We start from the raw sequence: 25503 nt of genomic DNA, 5'->3' as shown, positions 1-25503 counted from the left end.
CGATCATGCAATTAACTTTTTCGATTTATCGTTACAACCCAGAAGTAGATGCGAAGCCTCGCATGCAAGACTACACTCTAGAAGTAGAGGAAGGTCAGGACATGATGGTGCTAGACGCGCTACTTGCACTTAAAGAGCAAGATCCGACGCTTTCTTTCCGTCGCTCTTGCCGTGAAGGTGTGTGTGGTTCAGACGGTGTGAACATGAACGGCAAAAATGGCCTTGCGTGTATCACTCCTTTATCTGCACTGGGCAAAGGTAAAATAGTAGTACGTCCACTTCCAGGTCTACCTGTTGTACGTGACCTTGTTGTTGATATGACGCAGTTCTACACACAGTACGAAAAGATTAAGCCGTTCTTAATCAACGACAGTAAGCAGCCGCCAGCGCGTGAACACTTACAGTCACCTGAAGAGCGTGCGAAACTTGACGGTCTTTACGAGTGTATTCTATGTGCATGTTGTTCAACTTCATGCCCGTCATTCTGGTGGAACCCTGATAAGTTCATCGGTCCTGCCGGTCTGCTTCACGCGTATCGTTTCCTTATCGATAGCCGTGATACGGCAACTGAAGAGCGTCTTAACGACCTTGATGATGCGTTCAGCGTATTCCGCTGTCACGGTATCATGAACTGTGTAAGTGTATGTCCTAAGGGCTTAAACCCTACAAAAGCGATAGGCCAAATTAAGTCTATGCTTTTACAACGGGCTGTTTAGTACTATATTCTGATAACTTCCTAAAGTTACAGATAGTGATGCTCTAAATAGCCATCCCAAAAGGATGGCTATTTTTTTATATATTCGCTGTTATAACACTTGGTTATGCTGAGAATAACCTTATAATACATCTTGATTGTTAACTAGATTTTATAAAACGTAGCAAGGCAAATTAAATGCAAGAAAGCGTGATGAAAGCGTGGTGGGATTCCTCGCACATGGCAGGTGCCAACGCTGCCTATGTTGAAGAGTTGTATGAAACTTATTTAGAAGACCCGCAAAGTGTCTCTGAAAATTGGCGACAAATCTTCGATAACCTCCCCAAAGTCGATGGCGTAGAGTTAGAAACCAATCATACAACAATTAAAAATCAATTTAGGCAACTTGCTGCGTTAGGGCCAACCGCCCGCATGTCTAGTCCGTCTGTGCCTTCTGCAAGTGTTTCAGACGACAGGCAAGTTAAAGTTCTTCAGTTAATCAATGCGTTCCGCTTCCGCGGTCATCAGCACGCAAACCTTGACCCACTAGGTCTATGGAAACAAGAGCGTGTACGCGACTTAGAACTTTCTCACCACAGCCTTTCTGAACAAGATTTCGATTCAGTATTCAATGTAGGTTCGTATGCCATTGGCAAAGAATCAATGCCATTGGGTGAACTGTTTAAATCGTTAAACCGCACATACTGTGGCTCTATCGGTGCAGAGTACATGCATATTACCGATACTGAACAGAAACGCTGGTTGCAACAAAAAATTGAATCTGTTCAAGCAAAGCCTGAGATTTCTCGCGACGAAAAGTTAGGAATTCTTAAAGGTCTGACTGCAGCTGACGGAATGGAAAAGTACTTGGGTTCTAAATTCCCAGGGGCAAAGCGTTTCTCTCTAGAAGGCGGAGATGCACTTATTCCTATGCTGAAAGGTTTAATCACCAAGGCTGGCACTGCAGGCACCAAAGAAGTGGTTATCGGCATGGCTCACCGTGGCCGTTTGAACGTGTTAGTTAACGTATTGGGTAAAAACCCATCGGTGCTGTTTGATGAATTTTCAGGTAAGCACGACGACTCACTAGGTGCGGGTGACGTGAAATACCACGCAGGTTTCTCGTCTGACTTCGCAACACCTGGTGGCAATGTTCACTTAGCACTAGCGTTTAACCCGTCTCACCTTGAGATTGTAAACCCTGTAGTTATGGGTTCTGTACGTGCACGTCTTGCACGCCGCAATGATGACACAAATACAGTTCTGCCTATCACTATTCACGGTGACTCGGCAATTGCTGGTCAGGGTGTAGTACAAGAAACCTTCAACATGTCGCAAACTCGCGGCTTTGCTGTAGGCGGTACGGTTCGTATTGTGGTAAATAACCAAGTTGGTTTCACCACATCGAAGACTGAAGATACCCGTTCAACGCAATATTGTACTGACATCGCGAAGATGGTACAGGCACCGATTTTTCACGTGAACTCAGACGATCCAGAAGCGGTTGCCTTTGTTACGCAGCTTGCGCTTGAATACCGCAATAAGTTTAAGAAAGACGTAGTAATTGACCTAGTTTGTTACCGTCGCCATGGTCATAACGAAGCGGATGAGCCAAACGCCACGCAGCCGTTGATGTACCAAAAAATTAAGAAGCACCCGGTTCCACGTGTTCTTTATGCTGACCAGTTAATAGCTGAAGGTGTGATTGAGCAACGTGACGCAGACCGCTATCTTGAAGAATATCGTGAAGCGCTCGACCACGGCGCGTGCGTTGTTGAAGAGTGGCGTCCAATGACAGAGCACAGCGTTGACTGGTCTCCGTATCTTGGCCACGATTGGGATACACCTTATGACGGCGCATTGTCAGTTGAAAAGCTTAAAGAGCTGGGTGAATCGATTACCACTATTCCTGAAGAGCACAAACTTCAGTCTCGCGTCAACAAGCTGTATCAAGATCGTAAAGCGATGGTTGCTGGCGAGAAAATGCTTGATTGGGGCATGGCTGAAAACTTGGCCTATGCAACTATCGTAGATGCCGGCGAAGATATTCGCATTACTGGTCAGGATTCTGGCCGTGGTACTTTCTTCCACCGTCACGCGGTGTTACACAATCAAAAAGATGCGTCGACATATATGCCACTACAGCATATTCGTGAAGGACAGGGCGAGATCGAAATTTACGACTCTGTGCTTTCAGAAGAAGCGGTTATGGCATTTGAGTATGGTTATGCGACAGCGGAGCCTACGTGTCTAACTATTTGGGAAGCCCAGTTTGGTGACTTCGCTAACGGCGCTCAGGTTGTATTTGATCAGTTCTTGAGCTCAGGTGAAGCGAAGTGGGGCCGTTTGTGTGGTTTAACCGTTTTACTTCCACATGGTTATGAAGGCCAAGGCCCAGAACATAGTTCTGCGCGTCTTGAGCGATTCTTGCAAATGTGTGCTGACCACAACTGGCAAGTGTGTGTACCTTCAACGCCTGCTCAGGTTTACAACATGCTTAGACGCCAAGTGGTTCGTCCAATGCGTAAGCCGCTGATTGTAATGTCACCTAAGTCACTATTACGTCATCCAATGGCTGTATCTTCGTTAGAGGAACTTGCAGAAGGCAAATTCCATAACGTAATAGGCGAAATTGATGATATCGATCCGAAGAATGTGAAGCGTGTTGTTATGTGTTCAGGCAAGGTTTACTACGATTTGTTAGACCAACGCCGTAAAAATGAGCAAACAGACGTTGCAATCATCCGTTTAGAGCAACTTTATCCATTCCCACAAGAAGAATGCGCTAAAGTTGTGGCACAATACAGCCACGTAAAAGATTGGGTTTGGTGTCAAGAAGAGCCTCAAAACCAAGGCGCTTGGTACTGTAGCCAACACCATTTCTGGCAAGCAATTCCAGATGGTGCAAAATTAACATATGCAGGCCGTGATGCATCCTCGTCACCTGCAGTAGGTTATGTATCCGTTCACAACCAGCAACAGAAAGCCCTGGTTGAAAACGCACTCACAATTAAATAAGGAACAGTAATGACAATTGAGATAAAAGTTCCGGTTCTACCTGAGTCAGTTGCCGATGCCACCATTGCAACCTGGCACGTAAAGGCCGGTGACGCAGTTAAACGAGACCAGAACCTGGTTGATATTGAAACTGATAAAGTGGTTTTAGAAGTTGTGGCGCCAGCGGACGGTACAATTGGTGAGATCCTAAACGAAGAGGGTGCAACTGTTTTAGGCGAGCAAGTTATTGCTAAACTAGAAAAGGGTGGTGCTGCTGCACCAGCTGAAGCTAAAACAGAAAGCAAAAAAGAAGACGATTCAAAATCAGATGCGGCTCCAGCGGCTTCTGGAAAAACATCTGATGTTAAAGTACCAGTACTTCCTGAATCTGTAGCTGACGCGACAATCGCAACGTGGCACGTAGCTGTAGGTGAAGCAGTTTCTCGCGACCAAAACTTGGTTGATATCGAAACTGATAAAGTAGTACTAGAAGTTGTTGCTCCTGCAGACGGTTCTCTTGCTGAAATTATCGCAGAAGAGGGCGCCACTGTAACAGCTGAAGAAGTGATTGCTAAATTTGTAGAAGGTGCAGCAAGCGGCGCTTCTGCTCCTGCAGCGTCAAGCGAAAGCGATGACAGTGACGAGAGCAGCGATGCGCTTAGTCCTTCTGTTCGTCGTTTACTTGCAGAAAAAGGTGTTGACGCAGCTAAAGTGAAAGGCACTGGCAAAAATGGCCGTATCACTAAAGAAGATGTAGAGAAATACCTTAAAGGCGGCGACAGCTCAGCGAAGGCAGCGCCTGCTGCGTCTGAATCTGTTTCTGCTGACTTACCAACGGGTAATCGTACCGAGAAGCGTGTTCCTATGACGCGTCTTCGCAAGACAATTGCTAACCGTCTTCTTGAAGCGAAGAACTCAACTGCAATGCTAACAACGTTTAACGAAGTAAACATGAAGCCAATCATGGACCTTCGTAAGCAGTACCAAGACAGCTTCGAGAAGCGTCACGGTATTCGCCTTGGTTTCATGTCTTTCTACGTGAAAGCGGTAACCGAAGCCCTTAAACGTTTCCCTGAAGTTAACGCGTCTATCGACGGTGATGACATTGTTTATCACAACTACTTCGATGTATCGATTGCTGTTTCTACACCACGTGGCCTTGTAACACCAGTACTTAAAGATACTGACACACTAGGCATGGCAGGTGTTGAAAAAGGAATTAAGGAACTAGCACTTAAAGGCCGTGACGGTAAGCTGTCATTGGCTGAACTACAAGGTGGTAATTTCACAATCACCAACGGTGGTGTGTTTGGTTCACTAATGTCTACACCAATCATTAACCCGCCACAGAGCGCTATCTTGGGTATGCATAAAATCCAAGATCGCCCAATGGCGGTTAATGGCAAAGTAGAAATTCTACCAATGATGTACCTAGCGCTTTCTTATGACCACCGTATTATCGATGGTAAAGAATCAGTAGGTTTCTTGGTAACCGTTAAAGAGATGCTTGAAGATCCAACACGTCTACTTCTAGACGTATAAGACTTTCGTCTCACGGAATTGTGGTTAGGCGTTTAGCTTGTGTATGCTTGCTTTGCGCCTAACGCAACGCTGATATTTGCCCTATAATATCAGTCAAACTAATCAAGTCGCATTTGCGGCTTTTGTCTTACTAAAAATCGGATAGAAACACCATGAATTTGCATGAATACCAAGGTAAGCAGCTATTCAAAGAATACGGTTTGCCTGTTTCTGAAGGATACGCAGCAGACACTGCTCAAGGTGCTGTAGAAGCCGCTGACCGAATTGGCGGAAACGAGTGGGTAGTTAAGTGTCAGGTACACGCGGGCGGTCGCGGTAAAGCTGGCGGTGTAAAGCTAGTTAAAAACAAAGACGACATTCGCGCTTTCGCTGAAAACTGGCTTGGCAAAAATTTGGTGACTTTCCAGACTGACGAAAACGGTCAGCCTGTGAGCAAAATCCTAGTTGAATCTTGCACAGATATCGCTAACGAGCTTTACCTTGGTGCAGTAGTTGACCGTACAACCCGTCGCGTTGTATTCATGGCATCTACTGAAGGTGGCGTTGAGATTGAAACTGTTGCAGAAGAAACTCCAGAGAAAATCCTTAAAGCTGAAATCGACCCAATTGTAGGTCCTCAGCCTTATCAAGCGCGCGAAATGGCGTTTGCTCTAGGTCTTTCTGGCGTACAAATCAAGCAATTCACTCAAATCTTCCTTGGCCTAGCTAAGATGTTTGAAGAGCTTGACGTTGCGCTTATCGAAATCAACCCGCTAGTTATCAAAACTGACGGTAACCTACACTGCCTAGACGCAAAAGTAGGTATCGATGGTAACGCGCTATATCGTCAGCCTAAGCTGAAAGATATGCAAGATCCTTCACAAGAAGATGCGCGTGAAGCTCATGCTGCTCAGTGGGAACTAAACTATGTTGCGCTAGATGGTAATGTAGGTTGTATGGTTAACGGTGCAGGCCTAGCAATGGGTACTATGGACATCGTAAACCTACACGGTGGCAAGCCAGCTAACTTCCTAGACGTTGGTGGCGGCGCAACTAAAGAGCGTGTAGCTGAAGCATTCAAAATCATCCTTTCTGATGACAATGTTAAAGCGGTATTGGTTAACATCTTCGGTGGAATCGTTCGCTGTGACATGATTGCAGAAGGTATCATTGGTGCGGTTAAAGAAGTTGGCGTAGAAGTACCTGTAGTTGTACGTCTTGAAGGTACCAATGCAGAGCTTGGCCGTGAAGTTCTAGCGAACTCTGGTCTAGATATCATTGCTGCTGAATCGCTAACTGATGCAGCGCAGAAAGTTGTTGCTGCAGCGGAGGGCAAATAATGTCTGTATTAATTAATAAAGATACTAAAGTAATTTGTCAGGGTTTCACTGGCGGTCAGGGTACTTTCCACTCTGAGCAAGCAATTGCTTACGGTACGCAAATGGTTGGTGGTGTAACACCAGGTAAAGGCGGTACTGAGCACCTAGGTCTTCCAGTATTTAATACTGTACGTGAAGCGGTAGAAGCAACTGGCGCAACTGCAACAGTTATCTATGTACCAGCACCTTTCTGTAAAGATTCAATTGTTGAAGCTGCAGATGCGGGTATCGAGCTAATCGTATGTATCACTGAAGGTATCCCAACGCTAGATATGCTTTACGTTAAAGAATACGTAGAAGCGAAAGGCGTTCGCATGATCGGTCCAAACTGCCCAGGTGTAATCACTCCTGGAGAGTGTAAAATTGGTATCATGCCTGGTCACATCCACAAGCCTGGTAAAGTAGGTATTGTTTCTCGCTCTGGTACACTTACGTACGAAGCGGTTAAGCAAACCACTGACGAAGGTTTTGGCCAGTCTACTTGTGTTGGTATCGGTGGCGACCCAATTCCTGGTTCAAACTTCATCGACATCCTTCAGATGTTCCAAGACGATCCACAAACTGAAGCTATCGTAATGATCGGTGAGATCGGTGGTACAGCTGAGGAAGAAGCAGCAGCGTTCATTAAAGCTAATGTAACTAAGCCTGTTGTTTCTTACATTGCTGGTGTTACTGCTCCTCCAGGTAAGCGTATGGGTCACGCTGGTGCAATCATCGCAGGCGGTAAAGGTACTGCTGATGAGAAATTCAAAGCACTAGAAGACGCTGGCGTTAAAACTGTACGTTCACTTGCTGAAATCGGCAAGGCGCTTCGCGAGACTACAGGTTGGTAAGCTAGCGCTTAACAATTGTGTGATAAAAGCCCGCATTAAGCGGGCTTTTTTGTGCGCGCTTATTAACAACTCTGCAGAAATGCTTGTAACAAAATTACAACTATCTGCCGTAAAAGCCCCGTATAATCCATTTTGTGTTGTTAAATTACATAAAGGCCTGCATATCCTTTGTTAACGGCGTGTTGCACATATTTTATTGAATACGTATGCAGGCAATTGTGCAAACCCTAGGTCCTCTATAGCATTATGCCGACGAGATGTATTGTCATTTAATTGTCATAAGAACAACAAAAAGACAACAACTATAACCGTATGGGACACCCGTTTTATGAAACAATTTAAACCCAACCTAATTAAAGCTGCGCTTATTTCAGGCGGTATGGCGTTTGGTAGTGCACCAGCATTTGCACAAGATGCAAACACTGATGCTGTTGATGAAGCAAATCTTGAAGTAATTCAAGTTAGCGGTATTCGCGGCAGCTTACAGCGTGCTCAAGCAATCAAAATGGATAACACCTCAATTGTTGAAGCGTTATCAGCAGAAGATATTGGTAAGTTACCAGATACCAGTATTGCAGAATCAATCGCACGTCTTCCTGGCGTAACTGGTGAACGTCGTAACGGTCGTACAAGTGGTATCTCTGTTCGAGGTTTTAACGAGAACTACGTTGGTACGTCACTGAACGGTCGTGAGCTTCTAGGTATGGGTGATAACCGTGGGGTTGAGTTTGACCTTTATCCAACGGAAATCATTTCAAACATTCTGGTATACAAAACACCAGAAGCGGGCATGACTACCCAAAATATCGGTGGTTCAATTGACCTTCAAACGGTTAAGCCTCTAACAGCAGAAAGCACGTTTACCGTAAACGGCACGTTCGAGAAAAATGCTGAAGACTCTCCAAACCCAGATTTTGACAACGACGGTCACCGCATTTCTGTAAACTTTGTCGATCAATTTGCCGACGATACGATTGGTTTAGCGCTAACTGTTGCGAGCATGGAGTCTCCACGTCAGGAGCAACACTTCCGCGGTTGGGGTTATGCGGGTGTGAACTTCGATAACGAGCGCCGTGACCTAGACCCTGTAGAAGTTCCTGAAGGTACAGTAGTTCTTGGTGGTCACGATTCATTCCAGCGTTCAGCAATGCTAGAACGAGACTCAATTGCCGCTGTTGTTGAATGGGCGCCTACCGACAAGCTCAATATCCAACTTGATGCACTTTATATCGATTTCGTTGAAGACGACGTACGTCGTGGTCTTGAAGAAGGCGGTGCAGAGTGGGGAACAAGCGCTTACACTATCACTGGTGTTGAAAACGGTCTGGTGACTAGTGGTTACTCTGATGGTTTCTATAGCGTTGTTCGTAACGATGCGCGTCGTCAAGAAGCAGACCTAACCACAGTAGGCATTAATGCTGAATACCAAATCAACGACTCTTGGACACTAGAACTAGATTACTCTACCGGTAAAGTTGAAAAAGAAATTATCGATGTAGAAAGCTACTCAGGTGTAGGTCGTGCTGGTACTGAAGGCCGTCCAATTACTGCACGTAGCTGGGAAATGACATCTTCTGGTGTAATGTTCTCTGACCACCCAACTATTGCACCGGTTGACCTTACCGACCCAACACTTATTAGCCTTGCAGGTCCGCAAGCATGGGGCGCTCGTCCGTTACTTGAGTCTGATGCACAGGATGGTTTCGTAAACCAGCCGCTTTTCGAAGAAGAGCTTGATACCCTTCGTTTCGACGTTAAAGGCTATGTAGATTGGGGTGTGGTAACTGGCCTATCTGCTGGTGTTGTATATTCTGACCGTTCTAAATCTAAAGACAATAACGGTGCTTACCTAACAGCGCCTTCATATCCTGGAAATGCTCCTATTCCTGAAGTGCTAGGCGTAACGAACCTTAACTTTATTGGAATTGACGGCGTGCTAGCGTACGACTCGCTAGGTCTTTTCGAAAGTGGTTATTACGATGAAAGCGATGCAAGCCGCGTTCAAAACGATCGCTTAGGTGATACTTATACCGTTGATGAAGAGCTACTTACCCTTTACACCAAACTAGACTTGGAAATGGAAGTTGGCGATATTTGGGTGCGCGGTAACGTAGGCCTTCAAGTAGTAAGTGCAGATCAAGAATCAACAGGTTTCTCTGCAACGTCTGACCGCGAGGGTTACACCATTGCTAGCCCTGTAACAGGTGGCGCAGACTACACAGATGTTCTTCCAACACTTAACCTTTCAGCAGAAGTGGCTGAGGGACAATTCGTACGTTTGGGTTTGAGCAAGGTTATTTCTCGTCCGCGTATGGATGATATGCGTCCTAATACTCAGGTTACGTTCTCATTCAACGACAACCAAATCACTAGCCCAGACATCGAAAATGGTCCATGGGGTGGTAGTGCTGGTAACCCTGAATTGCGTCCACTTGAAGCAAACCAGTTTGACCTAGCTTATGAGAACTACTTTGCAGATACAGGTTATGTAGCTGTGTCGTTCTTCTATAAAGACATTAAAAACTGGCACCGCAGCACATCAATTGTGGCTGATTTCACAGAGTTTTATATTCCTGAGCTACATCAGGGCTCTGAAGGTCAAACTCCTGTATTGTTCACAGGTCAAGTAAGCAGTGTATTAGATGGGTTCGAAGGCTTTGTTCGCGGTTACGAATTACAAGGTTCACTTCCATTTGACATGATCCATGATTCACTTGAAGGCTTCGGTTTGTTCGCAAGTGCAACCTTTATGGATGGTGAAGTTGACGCGGCTCCGGGTCAAACTGAAACACGTATTCCTGGACTATCTGAAGAGTCTTACAGTATGACTTTCTTCTATGAGAATGCTGGTTTCGAATTCCGTCTTGCGGCAACAAAACGCGATCAGTACCTAACTGAAGAACGTGGTGTTAGTTTGGCGTTAGTTGATGCAACGAAGCAAGGCGGTACGCTTGTTGATGCGCAAATTGGCTATGACTTTAGCGAGTCTGGTATCGAATATCTAGAAGGCCTACGTGTTACTTTACAAGCACAGAACCTGACCGATGAAGATGATATTCAAGCGTCAGCGGCTGACGGCCGTCAAATCACGCAGTTCCAAACTTATGGAACGAACTACTTGCTAGGATTTAACTACAAGTTCTAATTTCTTCGTGTGTGTAAAGCCACCTGCTGCTTTTTGTTTTAGCTTGTGCTAAAAGAGAGAGCAAATGGTGGCTTTTCTTTTTGTATGAAAGGAACCCTTCAAAATTTTTGGTACGAATTGCGAGAAGTTTATGCAAGATCCTCATAATAAACCGATAAAGCATGTAGTGATTGCCGGCGGTGGAACGGCAGGTTGGTTAGCTGCATCATTAATGAAAAAGGTGTTGGGTAAAGCAGTTGATATTACTCTGGTTGAATCTGAAGCGATTGGTACGGTCGGTGTTGGTGAAGCTACCATCCCCCCAATACGCCTAGTAAACCAAGTGTTAGGTATCGACGAAGCACAGTTTCTTCATGATACTAAAGCAACGATAAAACTTGCTATACGGTTCGAGAATTGGAAAACGAAGGGTGAAAGCTACTATCACACCTTTGGTGCGCCGGGCAAAAGCATGGCGTTTTGTCATTTTCATCACTATTGGGTAAAGGCGCGCCAGCAAGGCCTAAAAGACGATCTGTGGGATTTTGACCTAAATTACCATGCCGCTGAAGCGGGACGATTTGCGCAGATAAATGCCAAAGACCCAGTCGTTGAGCTACCTTTCGCCTATCATTTTGACGCCAGTTTATACGCTCAGTATTTACGAAAGCTGAGTGAAAATATGGGGGTTGTACGCAAAGAAGGTAAAATTTCACGTGTTCAACGTTTTACCGACAGCGGTTTTATTCAAGCACTTCACTTAGAAAGTGGGGATGTGGTCGAAGGGGACTTATTTGTTGATTGCACGGGCTTTAAGGGGCTACTGATAGAGGAAGCGCTGGGCGCTGGTTACGACGATTGGTCTCACTTACTTCCTTGTGATAGTGCCATTGCAGTACCGTCTGAGCGACATGAAAAAACCGCGCCTTACACGCGCTCTATTGCCCACGATGCGGGTTGGCAATGGAGGATCCCACTGCAACACAGAAATGGTAATGGTCACGTATATAGTTCACGCTATATCAGTGATGATCAGGCCTGTGACACCTTGTTGTCAAACTTAGATACCAAACCATTAGGCGACCCTAAACTGATAAAGTTTACGACGGGCAGACGACGTAAGCAGTGGTACAAAAACGTAGTAGCAGTAGGTCTATCAAGTGGATTCTTAGAGCCACTTGAATCTACCAGTATTCACCTCATACAATCTGCAATTGTTCGCTTAATTCAGTTGTTTCCCCACAACGGCTTTGCACCGAGCTTGGAAACGGAATATAACAAGCAGTCTGAATTAGAGTTTGAACAAATCAGAGATTTTCTTGTTTTGCATTACACCGTAAATGAGCGAACCGATAGCGCCTTTTTCAATGATATGCGAAATATTACTTTGCCCGATTCCTTAGCACATAAAATTGCGTTGTTTAAAGAAAGCGGAAATCTGCTACGAGAACAAAATGACCTATTCCTTGAAAGCTCATGGCTACAGGTCTTGTACGGTCAGGGGATTACTCCTAAGGATTATCACGGTTTGGTAAACAGTGTGCCTGAAGTTCAGTTAAATCAAATGTTAACAAGACTGTTGGAAATCAAAAAAGAGCCCATTGCTAAGTTGCCGACACATGACGAGTATATAAATGGGATGGTTGCAAAGTATAAACGCGCAATGAGTTGAATAATTTCATATGGTTAGAAGTGCTGCGAGCGAACGCATTAGCTAACTAAACAGGTAAAGGATAAAGCAGCCAAAAGGCTGCTTTATTCGTTTTTAAGGATGAATTGTTACAATTTTGCTGGTTTTTTACTAGCAAATTAAAAATATGTTGCGCTGATGTAAATGAATACGTATGCATAGCATTGCTCCCTTTTTATACAAAACAGTAGTATTTGGTGTTGAACCATAAGAGGCATTTTTGGGTGTGGTAGTCCTAAAAGTGTCGATAATAAACAAGGAATGGGACACCAATGAAAACATTCAAACCCAGCACTATCATGGCGGCCTTGATAAGTAGTGGGGTCGCGTTTAGCGCAGCTCCACTTTATGCCCAAGAGTCACCAGACACCTCAATAGACGAAGTTGAACGACCACAAGAAGATACCTTAGAGCGTATTGAAGTACGTGGTTTTAGTACCAGCTTGATCCAATCACTAAACCAGAAACGCTTCTCCGATACGGTTTCTGAACAAATATCTGCAGACGATTTGGGCGGACTTCCCGATGTGTCGATGGCGGATGCACTGACCCGCTTGCCGGGTATCTCTGCGGTAAGAACCGGAGGGCAAGCCGCGCAGATAAACATTCGTGGTCTATCCGGTGACTTTGTGTTTTCTACATTAAACGGTAGAGAGCAGGTATCGACCAGCGGAAGTCGGGCAATTGAGTTTGATCAGTATCCTTCAGAGCTTATTAGTGAGGCAGCGGTTTATAAATCACCCAAGGCATCGCTTATTGAGGGGGGTATAGCGGGTACGGTGGAACTTAAAACTGCATCACCGCTTGCCATTGAAGAGCAGCATAAATTCAGCGCCAACATGCGTGGCATGTACAACGATAGAGCGTCAGAGGTGAGTGATGCTACAGAGTATGGACATAGACTGAGTTTTTCATACCAAGGTAAATTCCTTGACGATACGCTAGGTGTATCACTAGGTTATGCTCGTTTATTCCAACCGAGTGTTTCGACTCAATTCATTGGTCTTGCCTACAATGGTGTAACGGACGTAGACGGGATTTACACAAATTCTGAGTGTACCGAAGAGGAAATAGCGCCTAACTGTGAACTCATTTCAGAGGGTTTTGAAATGCAGCACAAGGGCGGGGAAGAGACTCGTGATGGTTACGTTGCGGCGTTTGAATGGTCACCTATCGATACCTTTACACTTAAAGCTGATGCTTTCATTTCTAAATTTGATTCCGAAGCCTTTGCCCGTGGCTTTCGCGTTAAGCTAGGCGGAATAAATGCCGGTATAACTAACCCTGTAGTAGTTAACAGGAGCGTAATTGGCGGCACATTTTCTCGTACAGACAATAGCTTTACCCGTGTTGAGTTGGTAAACGACGACAATCAAGATTTCGACAGTGTTACCAACTTAGGCGTGAATGCTAGTTGGGAGATATCGCCAGATTTAGCGGTTCAGTTTGACGTCTCCCGCTCAAGTGCTGAAAGCGACTTCAGAAACGGCTTACTGTGGTCGCTTGTTGGCGAAGACGCGACAGCGGCAAACCCCGTGTTCGACGAAAACGTCCAAATATCTTATTTGCTCAACGGTTTAAACTTACCTGATATCGGTTTCAATCAAAGTGATGCTTTCACAGATTTAGACCGAGTAATGGTAAGTAAATACGGTATTTATCCGTATGAAAATAAAGATGAGTTAGACGCCTATCGCGTAGACTTCCAATATTATGTCGATGTGCCAATCATTTCTGGCTTTGAATTTGGCTATCGTTACTCAGACCGAGAATATAGCAACGACCGCTCTGTATTTGAATACGGAAACGACAGTGCATTTTCAGTAAGCGAGCCACCGCTAAGATTAACATCTGACATGGTCGAAGAGGTAAATTGGAGCGGTGATTTTGGTTATTTTCCAAGTTATCTTTCCGTTGATCTAGACAGTGCACTTAATGCTTGGTTCCCAGGCGGTAGACCACAGCCTGTTCAAACGTGGGGGCCAGGTGCTGCCGGTGTAATTAACGCTCCAGAAACAGGTACTGCTTCAACAGCATGGACACTACAAGAAAGTGGGGATGTATTTGAAACTGTGAATTCTGCTTACTTGATGGCAAACATTAATACAGAAATTGGCAGTATTCCTGTTACAGGTAATGTTGGTGTTCGTTACGTTAAAAGTAAACAGAGTTCAACGACGCTACAGCGTGCTACTCGGTTTATTGAAGATTTAGAGACCGGAACATCGGTTGAAGTTAGTGATCCTACGGCTGGAGCACAAAACATTACCGACGACGTAGGGTTAATCAATAACTTTTATCGCCCAGCGTTGATAAGTCACGAATATTCTGACGTTTTACCTTCAATTAACCTGAACTTTAAACTTACAGATGACACGCAACTTCGTGTAGCTGCTGCAAAAGTGATGGGCAGAGCGCCAATAAACCGTTTTGCCGCGAATGCGTCAACGACTATTGAACCTGTTACTGCTTTCCAAGACAGAGATTCGGGCGAAATTACGCTTTCCAACCCTACAGCAAGGGTTAGCGGTAACGCTCGTAACAGCCCTTATTTAGAGCCATTCTATGCAACTCAATACGACGTTTCGTGGGAGTATTATTTCTCAGATACGGAAGGCGCATTAGTTGTTGCTGGCTTTTACAAAGACATTGAATCGTTTGTAGAAGACATCGAAATAGATCCTTATGATTTTGAAGAAAACGGCATTATTATTCCTGACAATGTAAGCGTGCCGGTTTACTTGACGCCAGAGTTTGCAGGGCAGGAAGCCGAACTAGCGCTCGATGAAAATGGCGACCCTATCTTTATTACCGTCCCCACTGAAAATGGTAGCTACAGCACAGCCGTAAACAATGCCGAAGGTGGCTATATTCGAGGTTTAGAAATCGCCTATACGCAAATTTATAGCATGCTGCCTGGCATGTGGTCAGGCTTAGGCGTTAGCGCAAGTTACTCTTACACCGAAAGTGAAATTCAACGCACGCTAGGTGATGACGTGTATGCCGCTAACTTACCAGGTCTTTCTGAAAACGTTGCTACGCTAACCGTGTTTTGGGAATACGAAGGTTTTGAAACTCGCTTGTCCAGCCGATATCGCGATGCATTTGTTTCGCAGCAAGTAGCGGTAAACGACCAGGTGGTTAACTTTGATGAAGAATTGGTTATTGATTACCAAGCGTCGTACGAGATTAACGACAATTGGAGCGTACTATTTCAAGTTAATAACCTAACAGACGAGCCAACGAAGAGCTATTTCTCATCAGAAGAGCAAACCGGCACTATCCAATACTTTGGAACGCAATATTACCTAGGGATGACATATCAACTATGAAAAACAGCATCTTAGGTAATTTATTTAGCAACACGACGGAATATTCGGTTGCCAAAAGTAGCGAAAATATTCAGGAGAATTCTATGTTTACTAAAAAAAGAGTAGTGCGCGCTGCGTTACTCGTAGTAGGCGCATATACACTTGCAGGTTGCGGTGGCTCGGGCGTAGAGTCGGGCACCAACGATCTGCTTACCTGTGAGGTTCCAAATGTACCTAATTCATCAGGTACGGCTTGTGAACCGTCACCACCTATTCAATGCGATGCGCCGCTCGTACCTAATGAAGCGAACGATGCATGTGAAGCCGGTGCTGATCCAAGTTTACCTGCACCTGTATTTACCCCTTCATCTAATCAAGCTGTACTTTATTATAATCGGGCTGCTGTTGACGCTGATAACTCAAGTAACGATGCAGCTTATGAAGGCTGGAGACTACATACTTGGAACAATGACGAGTGTGATGCTTATGCTGACGCAGACACGGATTGGGCCAACGGTCGCATTCATAGCGGTATCGATCCAAACTATGGTGCGTATTGGATTCTAGACCTTAAAGACGGGTATGGAAGCTGTCACAACTTCATCATCCACAAAGGCACTGACGATGCCGGAAAAGAAATGGGGGGCGGAGACTTCCAGGGTTCTTTAGTACAAGATGATGAAACATTTGTACGCATGAATTTTACCCTTTCAGGCGAGGCAACCATATTTGAGTTCCCTATCATGTCTCTTGGTCCTCAGCCTGTTGATATCGAGGGTTTTGGCGCGCATTGGTTAGATGCCAACACTATTTTATGGGACGTACCTGAAACCGTTTCAGAGGTGAAACTTCACTATTCAGCACAGGCTGACTTAGAGAGCACGCTGGAAGAGGGTATTAACGGTACTCAAGTAACGTTAATGAGTACAACACTTACCGAAGAGCAAACTGCCCGTGCGCCGCACTTATCGGCTATGCAGGCTTGGGAAGGCGACTGGTCGGTTGAAGATGCTAAAACCGTGTTGACGACACAAGCCGTAGTAGGGGGTTACGATGCTGACGGTGCGCTTGTTGTTGCGACCGGGATCCAACTGGCTAACGGAATAGACGCACTATATACGCTCGGTGAAGACGACGCCGACGAAGCTCAACTTGGTGGTATCTACTCTGATACAGGTATTACTGCCGCATTGTGGGCGCCTACTGCTTCAAATGTTGATCTTCTGATTTATAACGACAACAAGACATTAAGCCAGCGTATTGATATGGTTCGCGATGATACGTCTGGTGTCTGGCGTCATGAAGGCAATATGTCCCTTGACCGTCAGCTTTACCGTTATGAAGTTACCGTCTATCACCCTATTACGGGGAATGTAGAAACGCTGCTTGTTACAGACCCATATTCTGTGTCACTAAGCACAAACGGCCGTTTCTCTCGCTTCGTAAATCTAGCTGATGATGATTTAAAACCACAAGGCTGGGATACTCATACTATTCCGACGGTTGAAAATTATGAAGATGCAGTCATTTACGAAGGACACGTTCGTGACTTTAGCGTACGTGATATGTCTACGTCTGAGGAAAATAGAGGTAAATACCTTGCCTTTACTGAAGAGGGCACAGCACCGGTTGAGCACCTTAAAAAGCTTGTTGAAGCAGGGCTTACTTACTTCCATATACTTCCAGCAAATGACATTGCAACTATCGATGAGGATCCAACAAAAACGGTAGATTTATACGATACGGTAGGCAAACTGTGTCGCTTAAATAGCAGTGCTGCGGTATGTGAAGAAGAAAGCGCTGATGCATTGCTAATTGACGTTTACAACGGTTACGATCCTTTATCTCAAGCGGGTAAAGCCCAGCAGCTTACTAATGATTTACGCAATCTAGACACATTCAACTGGGGCTATGATCCTCATCACTTTAACGCGCCGGAAGGCAGCTATGCGTCGAGTGCAGAGGGAGTAGAACGCATTGTAGAAATGCGCGCCATGATCCAAGCACTTCACGAGATGGGGCTACGTGTTGCACTTGATGTAGTCTATAACCATACCAATGCGTCTGGTGTTTTCAGTAAGTCAGTATTAGACAAAGCGGTACCGGGTTACTATCACCGTTATGAAGTGGATACTGGTGCGATTGTTCGTGAAACGTGCTGTGATGACACAGAGCCTCGCAATGTCATGATGGAAAAGTTCATGGAAGATTCGCTGCTAATGTGGACTGAGCATTATAAGTATGATTCATTCCGTTTCGACATCATGAGCCAAGCTACAAAAGACACTATGGTACGCTTGCGTGATGCAGTCCAAACTATCGATGCTGACAACTATTTCTACGGTGAAGGCTGGACTAAAATAGACCGCGGTTACGAGCAAGCGAGCCAGCTCAATATGGCTGGTACCGAGATTGGTACCTATAACGACCGTATTCGCGAAGCTATTCGCCAGGGCGCTATCTTTAGACCGGAAGATGAAGGGCTATTAAGCGCGCAAGACCGTGTAAAAATGGGCATGATCGGAACGTTAAAAGACTATGTTTTGGAGACGTCTTCAGGAAGTGCAGGCGCTACCAGTAACTTAGGCGGCTACGCAGAAGATCCTGCGGATATCATTAACTACGTGTCGAAGCACGATAATGAAACACTGTGGGATCAGTTAAACTACACGCTTCCACAAGATATTACTTTAGAACAGCGGGTTCGTGCCCAAAATGTAGCAATGGGTATTAATCTTGTGTCTCAAGGTATTCCATTTTTACAAATGGGCGGCGACATGCTTCGCTCAAAATCAATGGATAGAAATACCTATGATGCGGGCGACTGGTTTAACTACGTCGATTTCACCTACGAAACGAACAACTGGAACGTAGGTTTACCGTTGGCACAAGACAACGAAGCCCGTTGGGAAGAAATGGGTGAATTCATTTACAATCCAAATCGCGCGGCCTCAATGGCAGATATAATGTTTGCCTCTGATGTGTTTGCAGAATTGCTTAATATTCGAATGACAAGTCCGCTGTTTAGATTAACCACCGCAGAAGACATCATCGACCGTGTAGGTTTCCACAATATTGGCGAACGCCAGCAGCGTGGTCTTATAGCGATGAGTATTGATGACGGCATATCTGAAAACAGCGAAGTACCTCGCCAAGATTTAGACATGATGAATGATGCGGTTATGGTGCTTGTGAATACGGGGTATGAAGATAAGTCTATCACGGTAAACACAGCAACAGGCTTTTCGCTTCACGCCACACAAATGAATTCTGTCGATGCAGCGGTACGCGGCGCCACATTTGTAGAAGGTGAAGATGGTAATGGAACCTTTACCGTTCCTGCACTAACTATTGCTGTTTTCGTAAAACCACAGTCTGGAGCTCAAGGTTATGGTCTATCAGCGTATGCCACGTCTGGTGCGCCTGATGTTGTTCCTTACGGCGACACCATCGCTTACCTGCGTGGAGATATGAATGGTTGGTCAACGGATGATGCATTTACCTATCAGGGTGACGGTAAGTACACCGTAACAGCTACACTTGAAGGTGGCGTTACATATGGATTCAAATTCGCATCTGAAGATTGGAGTACAGTGAACTTTGGCGCAGCGGATGGTGAAGAAGGTACAGTAATAGCGGGCGAAGAAAAGGTTCTTGCACGTACTAATACCAACCTTTCATTTACACCAGCGACGAGCGCGACCTATCTGTTTACTATTGATGCGACTGATAGCGAAGCACCAATCCTTATGGTTGAGAACGAAGAGCCCTATGTTGGCACACCAGTGTATCTTCGTGGTGCAATGAACGACTGGGGTACGGCTGAGGAGTTTGCTTACCAAGGCGGACGTATTTACACTTTCTCTCGTGATGTTGAGCCAGGGACTTACGAGTTTAAGGTTGCTTCAGAAGATTGGAGTACCGTGAACTTCGGTGCGATATCAGCCGATGATTCAGATCGCAACCTTGCGCCTGGCCAGACTTTGGGGCTCGCCGCTACCAACGACAATCTTATTTTGAACATTGAAACCGCCGACCGCTACGTGTTCGTATTCAACGTCACTGATTTAGTTGCGCCAACCATTGGTGTATTTAAAGAAGCGTTTTGGGGCGACACTCAAGTTTATATCCGTGGTGGTATGAATGGCTGGGGAGCTGTCGATATGTTTGAATATCAAGGAGAAGGTGTTTATACCGCAGACATTGAATTGAGCGCAGGTAGTATTGAATTCAAAGTCGCTTCTGAAGACTGGTCGACAGTAAACCTTGGCAACCCGAACGATGCAGCAAGCAACGTAGTAACGCCTAGCGAGCCGAAAATACTTGGCGCAAGTAACAATAATCTAATGATTGAAGTTGCAGAGTCTGGTCTATACGAGTTTAAGGTATCTGGCCCTGATGGAAATGCACCTACGTTAACGGTTACGAAAAAGTAAGACCGAACAGATGCTAACTTGGTAAATTTCTAATAAACCAAGATTTAAAAACCGCGACGTAGTTCGCGGTTTTTTGTTTTTGGCATATCTCTTGATTCTCTAGTAGTATCACCAAGAAAATAGTGGTCGTACCAGAATGGTTGAATTTATTCAAAAGGAGATGAAAATGAAACGTGCACTTGTTGTTGAAGGTGGCGCTATGCGCGGAGTTTTTGCAGCAGGCGTGTTAGACAAATTCATGGAGCATGACTACCATTCGTTCGACTTCGCGATTGGTGTTTCAGCTGGCGCAACTAATCTTTCAACCTACGTGTCGAAAATGCATGGGCTTAGTAAAACCATCATCACGCAATACGCCACAAAGAGGGAGTTTTTTAGCCCGCTTCGTTTCATAAAAGGTGGGCACATGACAGATGTTCATTGGCTATGGCATCACTCTAAACAGTCCATGAATATTCCTGCACCAGGTGAAAAAAGCAGCATGCCACTGTATGTTGGAATTACTAATGCAGAGTCAGGTGATTGTGAATATATACAAGCCACCAAAGATAATGTTGATGATTTAATGGTAGCTTCCTGTGCGTTGCCAACTGCATACCGAGACGAAATTTCAATAAACGGTACGCGATACTTGGACGGGGGAGTGGCAGATGCAATACCTGCTATTCAAGCATACAAAATGGGTGCGAAGGATATCACGGTTATTCTTTCTCAACCGTTAGGTTTTACAAAACCAGAAGTAAAGTCTGTTTGGCTAATGCAAAAGATGTATGGCAACCAGCCTGCGCTACTCGATAAGATGTTGCAGCGTGCCGCCATTTATAACGAAACGTTAGCTTTTCTCAATAATCCACCCGACGACTGCACAATCCGTGTGATAGCGCCTGATGAAGCTTTTTGCGTTAAGCGCCTAACTATGGATAAGAAGAAGTTATTGCGAGGCTACGGTCAAGGGCGGCGCATGGCAAGACGCTATCTTAAACATTGTTATGAGAATTCAGTGGAAAGACAGCGCAAAAGCGCATAGCTACCAGACTGATTTTTTCTTTCTGTACAAAGCCTGTATGCAAATCGCAACAAATGGCTTATAAAGCTTGGTTTTTTTTCCAAGCTTTTTTTTATCTCCAACAAAACTTTAATTTTCAGTATCTTACCCTGTTTCAATTTGGCAACAGTTAAAGCTTAAGTTACTAATTCTTACTTCTAGTACCAGTCTTACACATCGTGAATTGTTGAATTTAGCAACGCTATTTCCCTTACATCGCTTATAACTAGCGCTGTTGACTTCCCGCTTGAACATAAGTTGCCATTTTTCCTATTTTAGTAACATTTTGAAAAAAATGAATTTTATCGAGTTCATGAAGCATTCTTATGTAAACTTTGCAGGCAATGTGCAATATTTTCATTAAACTGGTCTGCATCTTGCTGAACAGGTGGCAATAAACGCTGTTTTTTTGAAGATGCGAAGATTTCAGATGGTTCATTTATCTCAACACTCAATTCTTCTTAAAAAAGGGATTGAGTAAATAGACCAAACTGTCACACGTTATTAAAATATAGAAATTATAATCGACCACGCTTTGCAATATCACGTGCTTCTCGATAACAAGAGGAGACCAATGCTCATTGGCAGAAATGCTTATTGGCATAGTTGAATCGCGAGTTTTGTGTCTACCGCTTTTTAGATAAATTTAATCATACTTAAGGTTAGTTTACGCTAACCTGTCTAGAAGCGTGAGAAAGAACGTGGCAATATCAAATGCTGAATAAAAAATAAAATAAATACAAACGTGCAAATTGCGAATCAGAAAATGTCAATTGGGTTAATAAACCCTAAAAATCCCGTAAATGTTGCTTCTATACTGCGAGCTGCAGGTTGTTATGGTGTGGCCAGCGTTTTTTATACTGGTCAGCGCTATCGATTTGCTAAAGATTTTAATGCGGATACGAAAGCGTTTCATAAAGTCATTCCGACCATTGGGGTCGACGACTTAAAAGAAGTGGTGCCTGAAGGTGCGTCAGTCGTAGCGGTTGAACTGGTAGAGGGTGCTACACCACTACCTTTGTTTGAGCACCCGAGCAATGCGTTTTACTTGCTAGGTCCTGAAGATGGCAGTATTGGCGAAGACGTTTTGTCTTGGTGCGATCATGTTGTCTACGTTCCTACTTTTTCATGCATGAATTTAGCGGCCACAGCAAATGTGTTGCTGTATGACCGTCTGTCAAAGTCTGATTACGTAAGTGGGGATGCACTTATCAGACAAAGTAGAGATACGAATAACAAATCAAAGATTAAATAGTAATTAATTAACTAAGGCTGTCGTTGCGAACAGGAAGTTACCCACAAGCCTAATAATAAATTAAATCAGGGGAGCTTTGCGTTGAAGATGAGAACAATGAGCGCAGTTCGAGCGTTTAATGGCGCCGTGTCTAACAAACTGAGTCGACTACCACAAACATTTTCTAGGGTACTCCCTAGTCGTTTCTCACTCGAAGAGAGTATTTCTAATTTCTTCTTTAGCCGTTACGAACTTGTGATTGCTAACGAAGAAAGTGAAAAGCAGGTGAGTTATAAAACGCGACACAAAGTGTATTGTGAAGAAATGAACTTCGAGCAGAAAAATGCCACTGCATTAGAAAAAGACAAGTTTGATGATCGCGCGATCAATTGCTATATCAAGCATTTGCCAACAGGAGAGTGTGCAGGGACGATAAGGTTGGTCTTGCCAACTGAAGCTGGCTTGGCACTTCCATTAGAAGAAAAGTGTGCGGAAGTAATTGGCGATGGTGCATTGCTACCTTCAAACTTGTCTCCACAAAGCGTCTGTGAAATCTCTCGCCTTGCAATACCGAGAGAATTTAGAGTGCGGCAATTACGCTCTAAAATCCTACCCTCTGAAAAAATTGAAAAAGTTAAACAAAAGAAAAATGTTCCATTTAACGTTGAGCATTTTCCTTATCTTTCAATTGCGCTGTACTTAATGGCAACGAGTGTGTGCCTTCATTTAAACGTTAAGCATGCCTATGTGCTAATGGAGCCTAAGTTAGCAAGAAGAATGAAGGCATTCGGTATTCATTTTAATCCAGTAGGTGAAGCTATTGAATTCAATGGCAAACGTATGCCATATAGATTGTCACCGCATGTACTGCTTGATGATTTAGCAAAACCACTAAAAGGTTTTCACAGAAAGATTCATTCAGAACTAAATAGTGCGTTACAAGCTATTGGCGATGTGGCCGTTCCCACCATTGAGCATACTCGAAAGCCTCTTCGCATAGCTCATGCAGCATGACACCATGCTATCTGGAATACTAAGCCGCCTCGTCAGGCGGTTTTTTTATGTCTGAATACGTATGCATGTTTTTTAACATCCAGTTAACGCGTATCCTGTTGGCATAATTTACGTTTATCACAATGATTACCATGCCAAATTTCCAATTTCGTTTTTGTCTTAAACCCTTGTCAATTGCTATGCTGTCAATTGGAATAACAGCGTGTACAGGGCCGACCTCTCCAGTGAATAATCAAAAGCCGGTGACCAAAGACGCTAGCCTGAAACCATCTGGTCAGAGCGGCGAAAGTTCGACGCTAAACGATTCGGCTGAAAGGCAAGGTAAACCTGTCGTTTATCAAGTTTTTACTCGCTTGTTTGGAAACACGAATACAAATAACCAGCCTTGGGGCACAATTGAGCACAATGGGGTAGGTAAGTTTAGTGATTTTACTCCCGAAGCGCTAAAGGCCATAAAATCTTTGGGAACCAGTCATATCTGGTATACCGGTGTGCCGCACCATGCGGTGATTAATGACTACACTGATTTTGGTATTTCAAACGACGACCCAGATGTAGTGAAAGGCAGAGCGGGCTCTCCCTACGCAGTTAAAGATTACTACAACGTTAATCCAGACCTAGCCGATGATCCAGCCAAGCGTTTAGAAGAATTTGAAGCGCTAATTGCCAGGACTCACGCAGCGGGAATGAAGGTTATTATCGATATCGTGCCTAATCATGTTGCCCGTGATTACCATTCACTTTCTGCACCTGAAGGTGTAAGTGATTTCGGCGCGCACGACGACACGTCTGTTGAATACGCCCGTGATAACAACTTTTACTATGTAGTAGGTGAAGCGTTTCAAGTGCCCACAGCTGATAACTATCAACCTCTAGGTGGTGAAAAGCATCCACTATCTGACGGTAAGTTCGAAGAGTTTCCAGCAAAATGGACAGGCAACGGTGCTAGAGCTTCGAAACCGGATATAAACGACTGGTACGAGACCGTAAAAGTGAACTATGGCGTGATGCCTGACGGCACTTACGACTTTCCAGTTTTACCTGAAGAGTACAGTGATAAGTCCTTTGAAGAACATGCCGCATTTTGGCAAGGAAAAGACGTACCAGACTCGTGGTATAAATTCAGAGATATTGCACATTATTGGATAGATAAAGGTGTCGACGGTTTCCGCTACGATATGGCCGAAATGGTGCCTGTCGAGTTTTGGTCGTTTCTAAATAGCAGTATTAAACAAAAGGCACCTAATGCGTTCTTGCTAGCGGAAGTTTATCAACCAGATAAGTATCGCGAGTATATCCACCAAGGCAAAATGGACTACCTTTACGACAAGGTGGGTTTCTACGACACATTAAAAACGATTATGCAGGGGAGTGGAGAAGTAAGCAAACTGGTTACTATTCATGATGAAATCAATGATATCGCCCCGCATATGCTCCATTTTTTAGAAAATCACGACGAACAACGTATAGCCAGCCCAGACTTTGCCGGTAGTGCCCAGAAAGGTAAACCCGCGCTTGCAGTGAGTGCGCTTATTAGTAGTTCGCCTACGCTGTTGTACTTTGGTCAAGATGTGGGTGAAGACGGTAGCGAGGAGACTGGTTTTGGAGATCCAACACGTACATCAATTTTCGATTATGTAGGTGTTCCTGCCCACCAGCGTTTTATGAACGACGGTAAGTTTGATGCAGGGAAATCTACCGAAGATGAAAAAGCACTTCACCAATTTTACCAAGACGTGATGGCTATTGCTGCCACAAACCCTGCAGTTACAGGTGAATATCAAAGCCTACACGCGCTCAATCTTGATGTGAAAGATTCAGCCTATACTGAGCAGCAATTTGCTTTTGTGCGCGCACAAGGTGAGCACGGATTTGTGGTTGTGGCTAATTTTAACGATAAGCCTACAGGTGCAATGAAGCTTGTTGTTCCTTCAAATGTTTTAGGTAAAGATAGCGATCGGATCACGCTAGCGCCTATGCTTTCTCATGAAGGCATAACACTAGAAAAAGAGGGCATTAACTACAACGCTTCGTTCTCATTGGAAGGGCTTGAGACTAAAGTATTCGCCTTCTAATTAGGTTTTATTACATGCTGCTGAGTTAACGCGAAACACCATGTTTTTTTACATGGTGTTTCGTGAATACGTATGCAGAGCATTGGTCAGATCGGACGGGCAAGGTAGTATCTCATCACCATCTTGTACTTAACGTATTTTTAACATGGG

Annotated in this window: 13 protein-coding genes; all 13 read left to right on the top strand. The window is 44.5% G+C overall.

Features of this window, described 5'->3' with window-relative positions:
• Nucleotides 1-5: 5 nt before the first annotated feature.
• A complete protein-coding gene (locus F0261_RS01870) occupies nucleotides 6-716 on the top strand; it encodes a succinate dehydrogenase iron-sulfur subunit (protein ID WP_012518362.1) in 711 nt (236 codons plus the stop codon).
• Nucleotides 717-892: 176 nt separating this feature from the next.
• Nucleotides 893-3712, top strand: coding sequence for a 2-oxoglutarate dehydrogenase E1 component (locus F0261_RS01865; protein WP_171337075.1), 2820 nt, complete (start codon nucleotides 893-895; stop codon nucleotides 3710-3712).
• Nucleotides 3713-3721: 9 nt separating this feature from the next.
• The gene (odhB, locus tag F0261_RS01860; RefSeq protein ID WP_171337074.1) at nucleotides 3722-5233 is read left to right on the top strand and encodes a 2-oxoglutarate dehydrogenase complex dihydrolipoyllysine-residue succinyltransferase; all 1512 of its coding nucleotides are present in this window, start codon (nucleotides 3722-3724) and stop codon (nucleotides 5231-5233) included.
• A gap of 152 nt (nucleotides 5234-5385) precedes the next feature.
• The gene (sucC, locus tag F0261_RS01855) at nucleotides 5386-6552 is read left to right on the top strand and encodes an ADP-forming succinate--CoA ligase subunit beta (protein ID WP_014949450.1); all 1167 of its coding nucleotides are present in this window, start codon (nucleotides 5386-5388) and stop codon (nucleotides 6550-6552) included.
• The gene (sucD, locus tag F0261_RS01850) at nucleotides 6552-7424 is read left to right on the top strand and encodes a succinate--CoA ligase subunit alpha (protein WP_012518366.1); all 873 of its coding nucleotides are present in this window, start codon (nucleotides 6552-6554) and stop codon (nucleotides 7422-7424) included. The genes sucC and sucD overlap by 1 nt, the downstream gene beginning before the upstream one ends.
• A 328-nt stretch (nucleotides 7425-7752) precedes the next feature.
• Entirely contained in the window at nucleotides 7753-10569 is a 2817-nt protein-coding gene (locus tag F0261_RS01845; protein WP_171337073.1) for a TonB-dependent receptor, read from the top strand.
• Between the two features lie 130 nt (nucleotides 10570-10699).
• On the top strand, nucleotides 10700-12220 hold the full coding sequence (locus F0261_RS01840) for a tryptophan halogenase family protein (protein WP_110289622.1): 1521 nt from the start codon (nucleotides 10700-10702) through the stop codon (nucleotides 12218-12220).
• 290 nt (nucleotides 12221-12510) lie between these two features.
• On the top strand, nucleotides 12511-15570 hold the full coding sequence (locus tag F0261_RS01835; protein WP_171337072.1) for a TonB-dependent receptor: 3060 nt from the start codon (nucleotides 12511-12513) through the stop codon (nucleotides 15568-15570).
• Nucleotides 15571-15653: 83 nt separating this feature from the next.
• Nucleotides 15654-19985: an alpha-1,6-glucosidase domain-containing protein gene (locus F0261_RS01830; protein WP_171337071.1), complete on the top strand. Its 4332-nt coding sequence runs from the start codon at nucleotides 15654-15656 to the stop codon at nucleotides 19983-19985.
• A 166-nt stretch (nucleotides 19986-20151) separates the two neighbouring features.
• Nucleotides 20152-21012 (top strand): patatin family protein, encoded by an 861-nt coding sequence (locus F0261_RS01825; RefSeq protein WP_171337070.1) that lies wholly within the window; start codon nucleotides 20152-20154, stop codon nucleotides 21010-21012.
• A gap of 784 nt (nucleotides 21013-21796) precedes the next feature.
• On the top strand, nucleotides 21797-22285 hold the full coding sequence (locus F0261_RS01820) for an RNA methyltransferase (protein WP_207198495.1): 489 nt from the start codon (nucleotides 21797-21799) through the stop codon (nucleotides 22283-22285).
• A 96-nt stretch (nucleotides 22286-22381) separates the two neighbouring features.
• A complete protein-coding gene (locus tag F0261_RS01815) occupies nucleotides 22382-23278 on the top strand; it encodes a PEP-CTERM/exosortase system-associated acyltransferase (protein WP_014949457.1) in 897 nt (298 codons plus the stop codon).
• Nucleotides 23279-23400: 122 nt separating this feature from the next.
• Nucleotides 23401-25353 (top strand): alpha-amylase family protein, encoded by a 1953-nt coding sequence (locus tag F0261_RS01810; RefSeq protein WP_041449845.1) that lies wholly within the window; start codon nucleotides 23401-23403, stop codon nucleotides 25351-25353.
• Nucleotides 25354-25503: the final 150 nt, after the last annotated feature.

This window comes from Alteromonas sp. 07-89-2, assembly GCF_013113925.1.
Taxonomy (GTDB): domain Bacteria; phylum Pseudomonadota; class Gammaproteobacteria; order Enterobacterales; family Alteromonadaceae; genus Alteromonas; species Alteromonas macleodii.
Note: the sequence above shows the minus strand (reverse complement) of the source record. Positions and strands in the feature narration are given on the sequence as shown.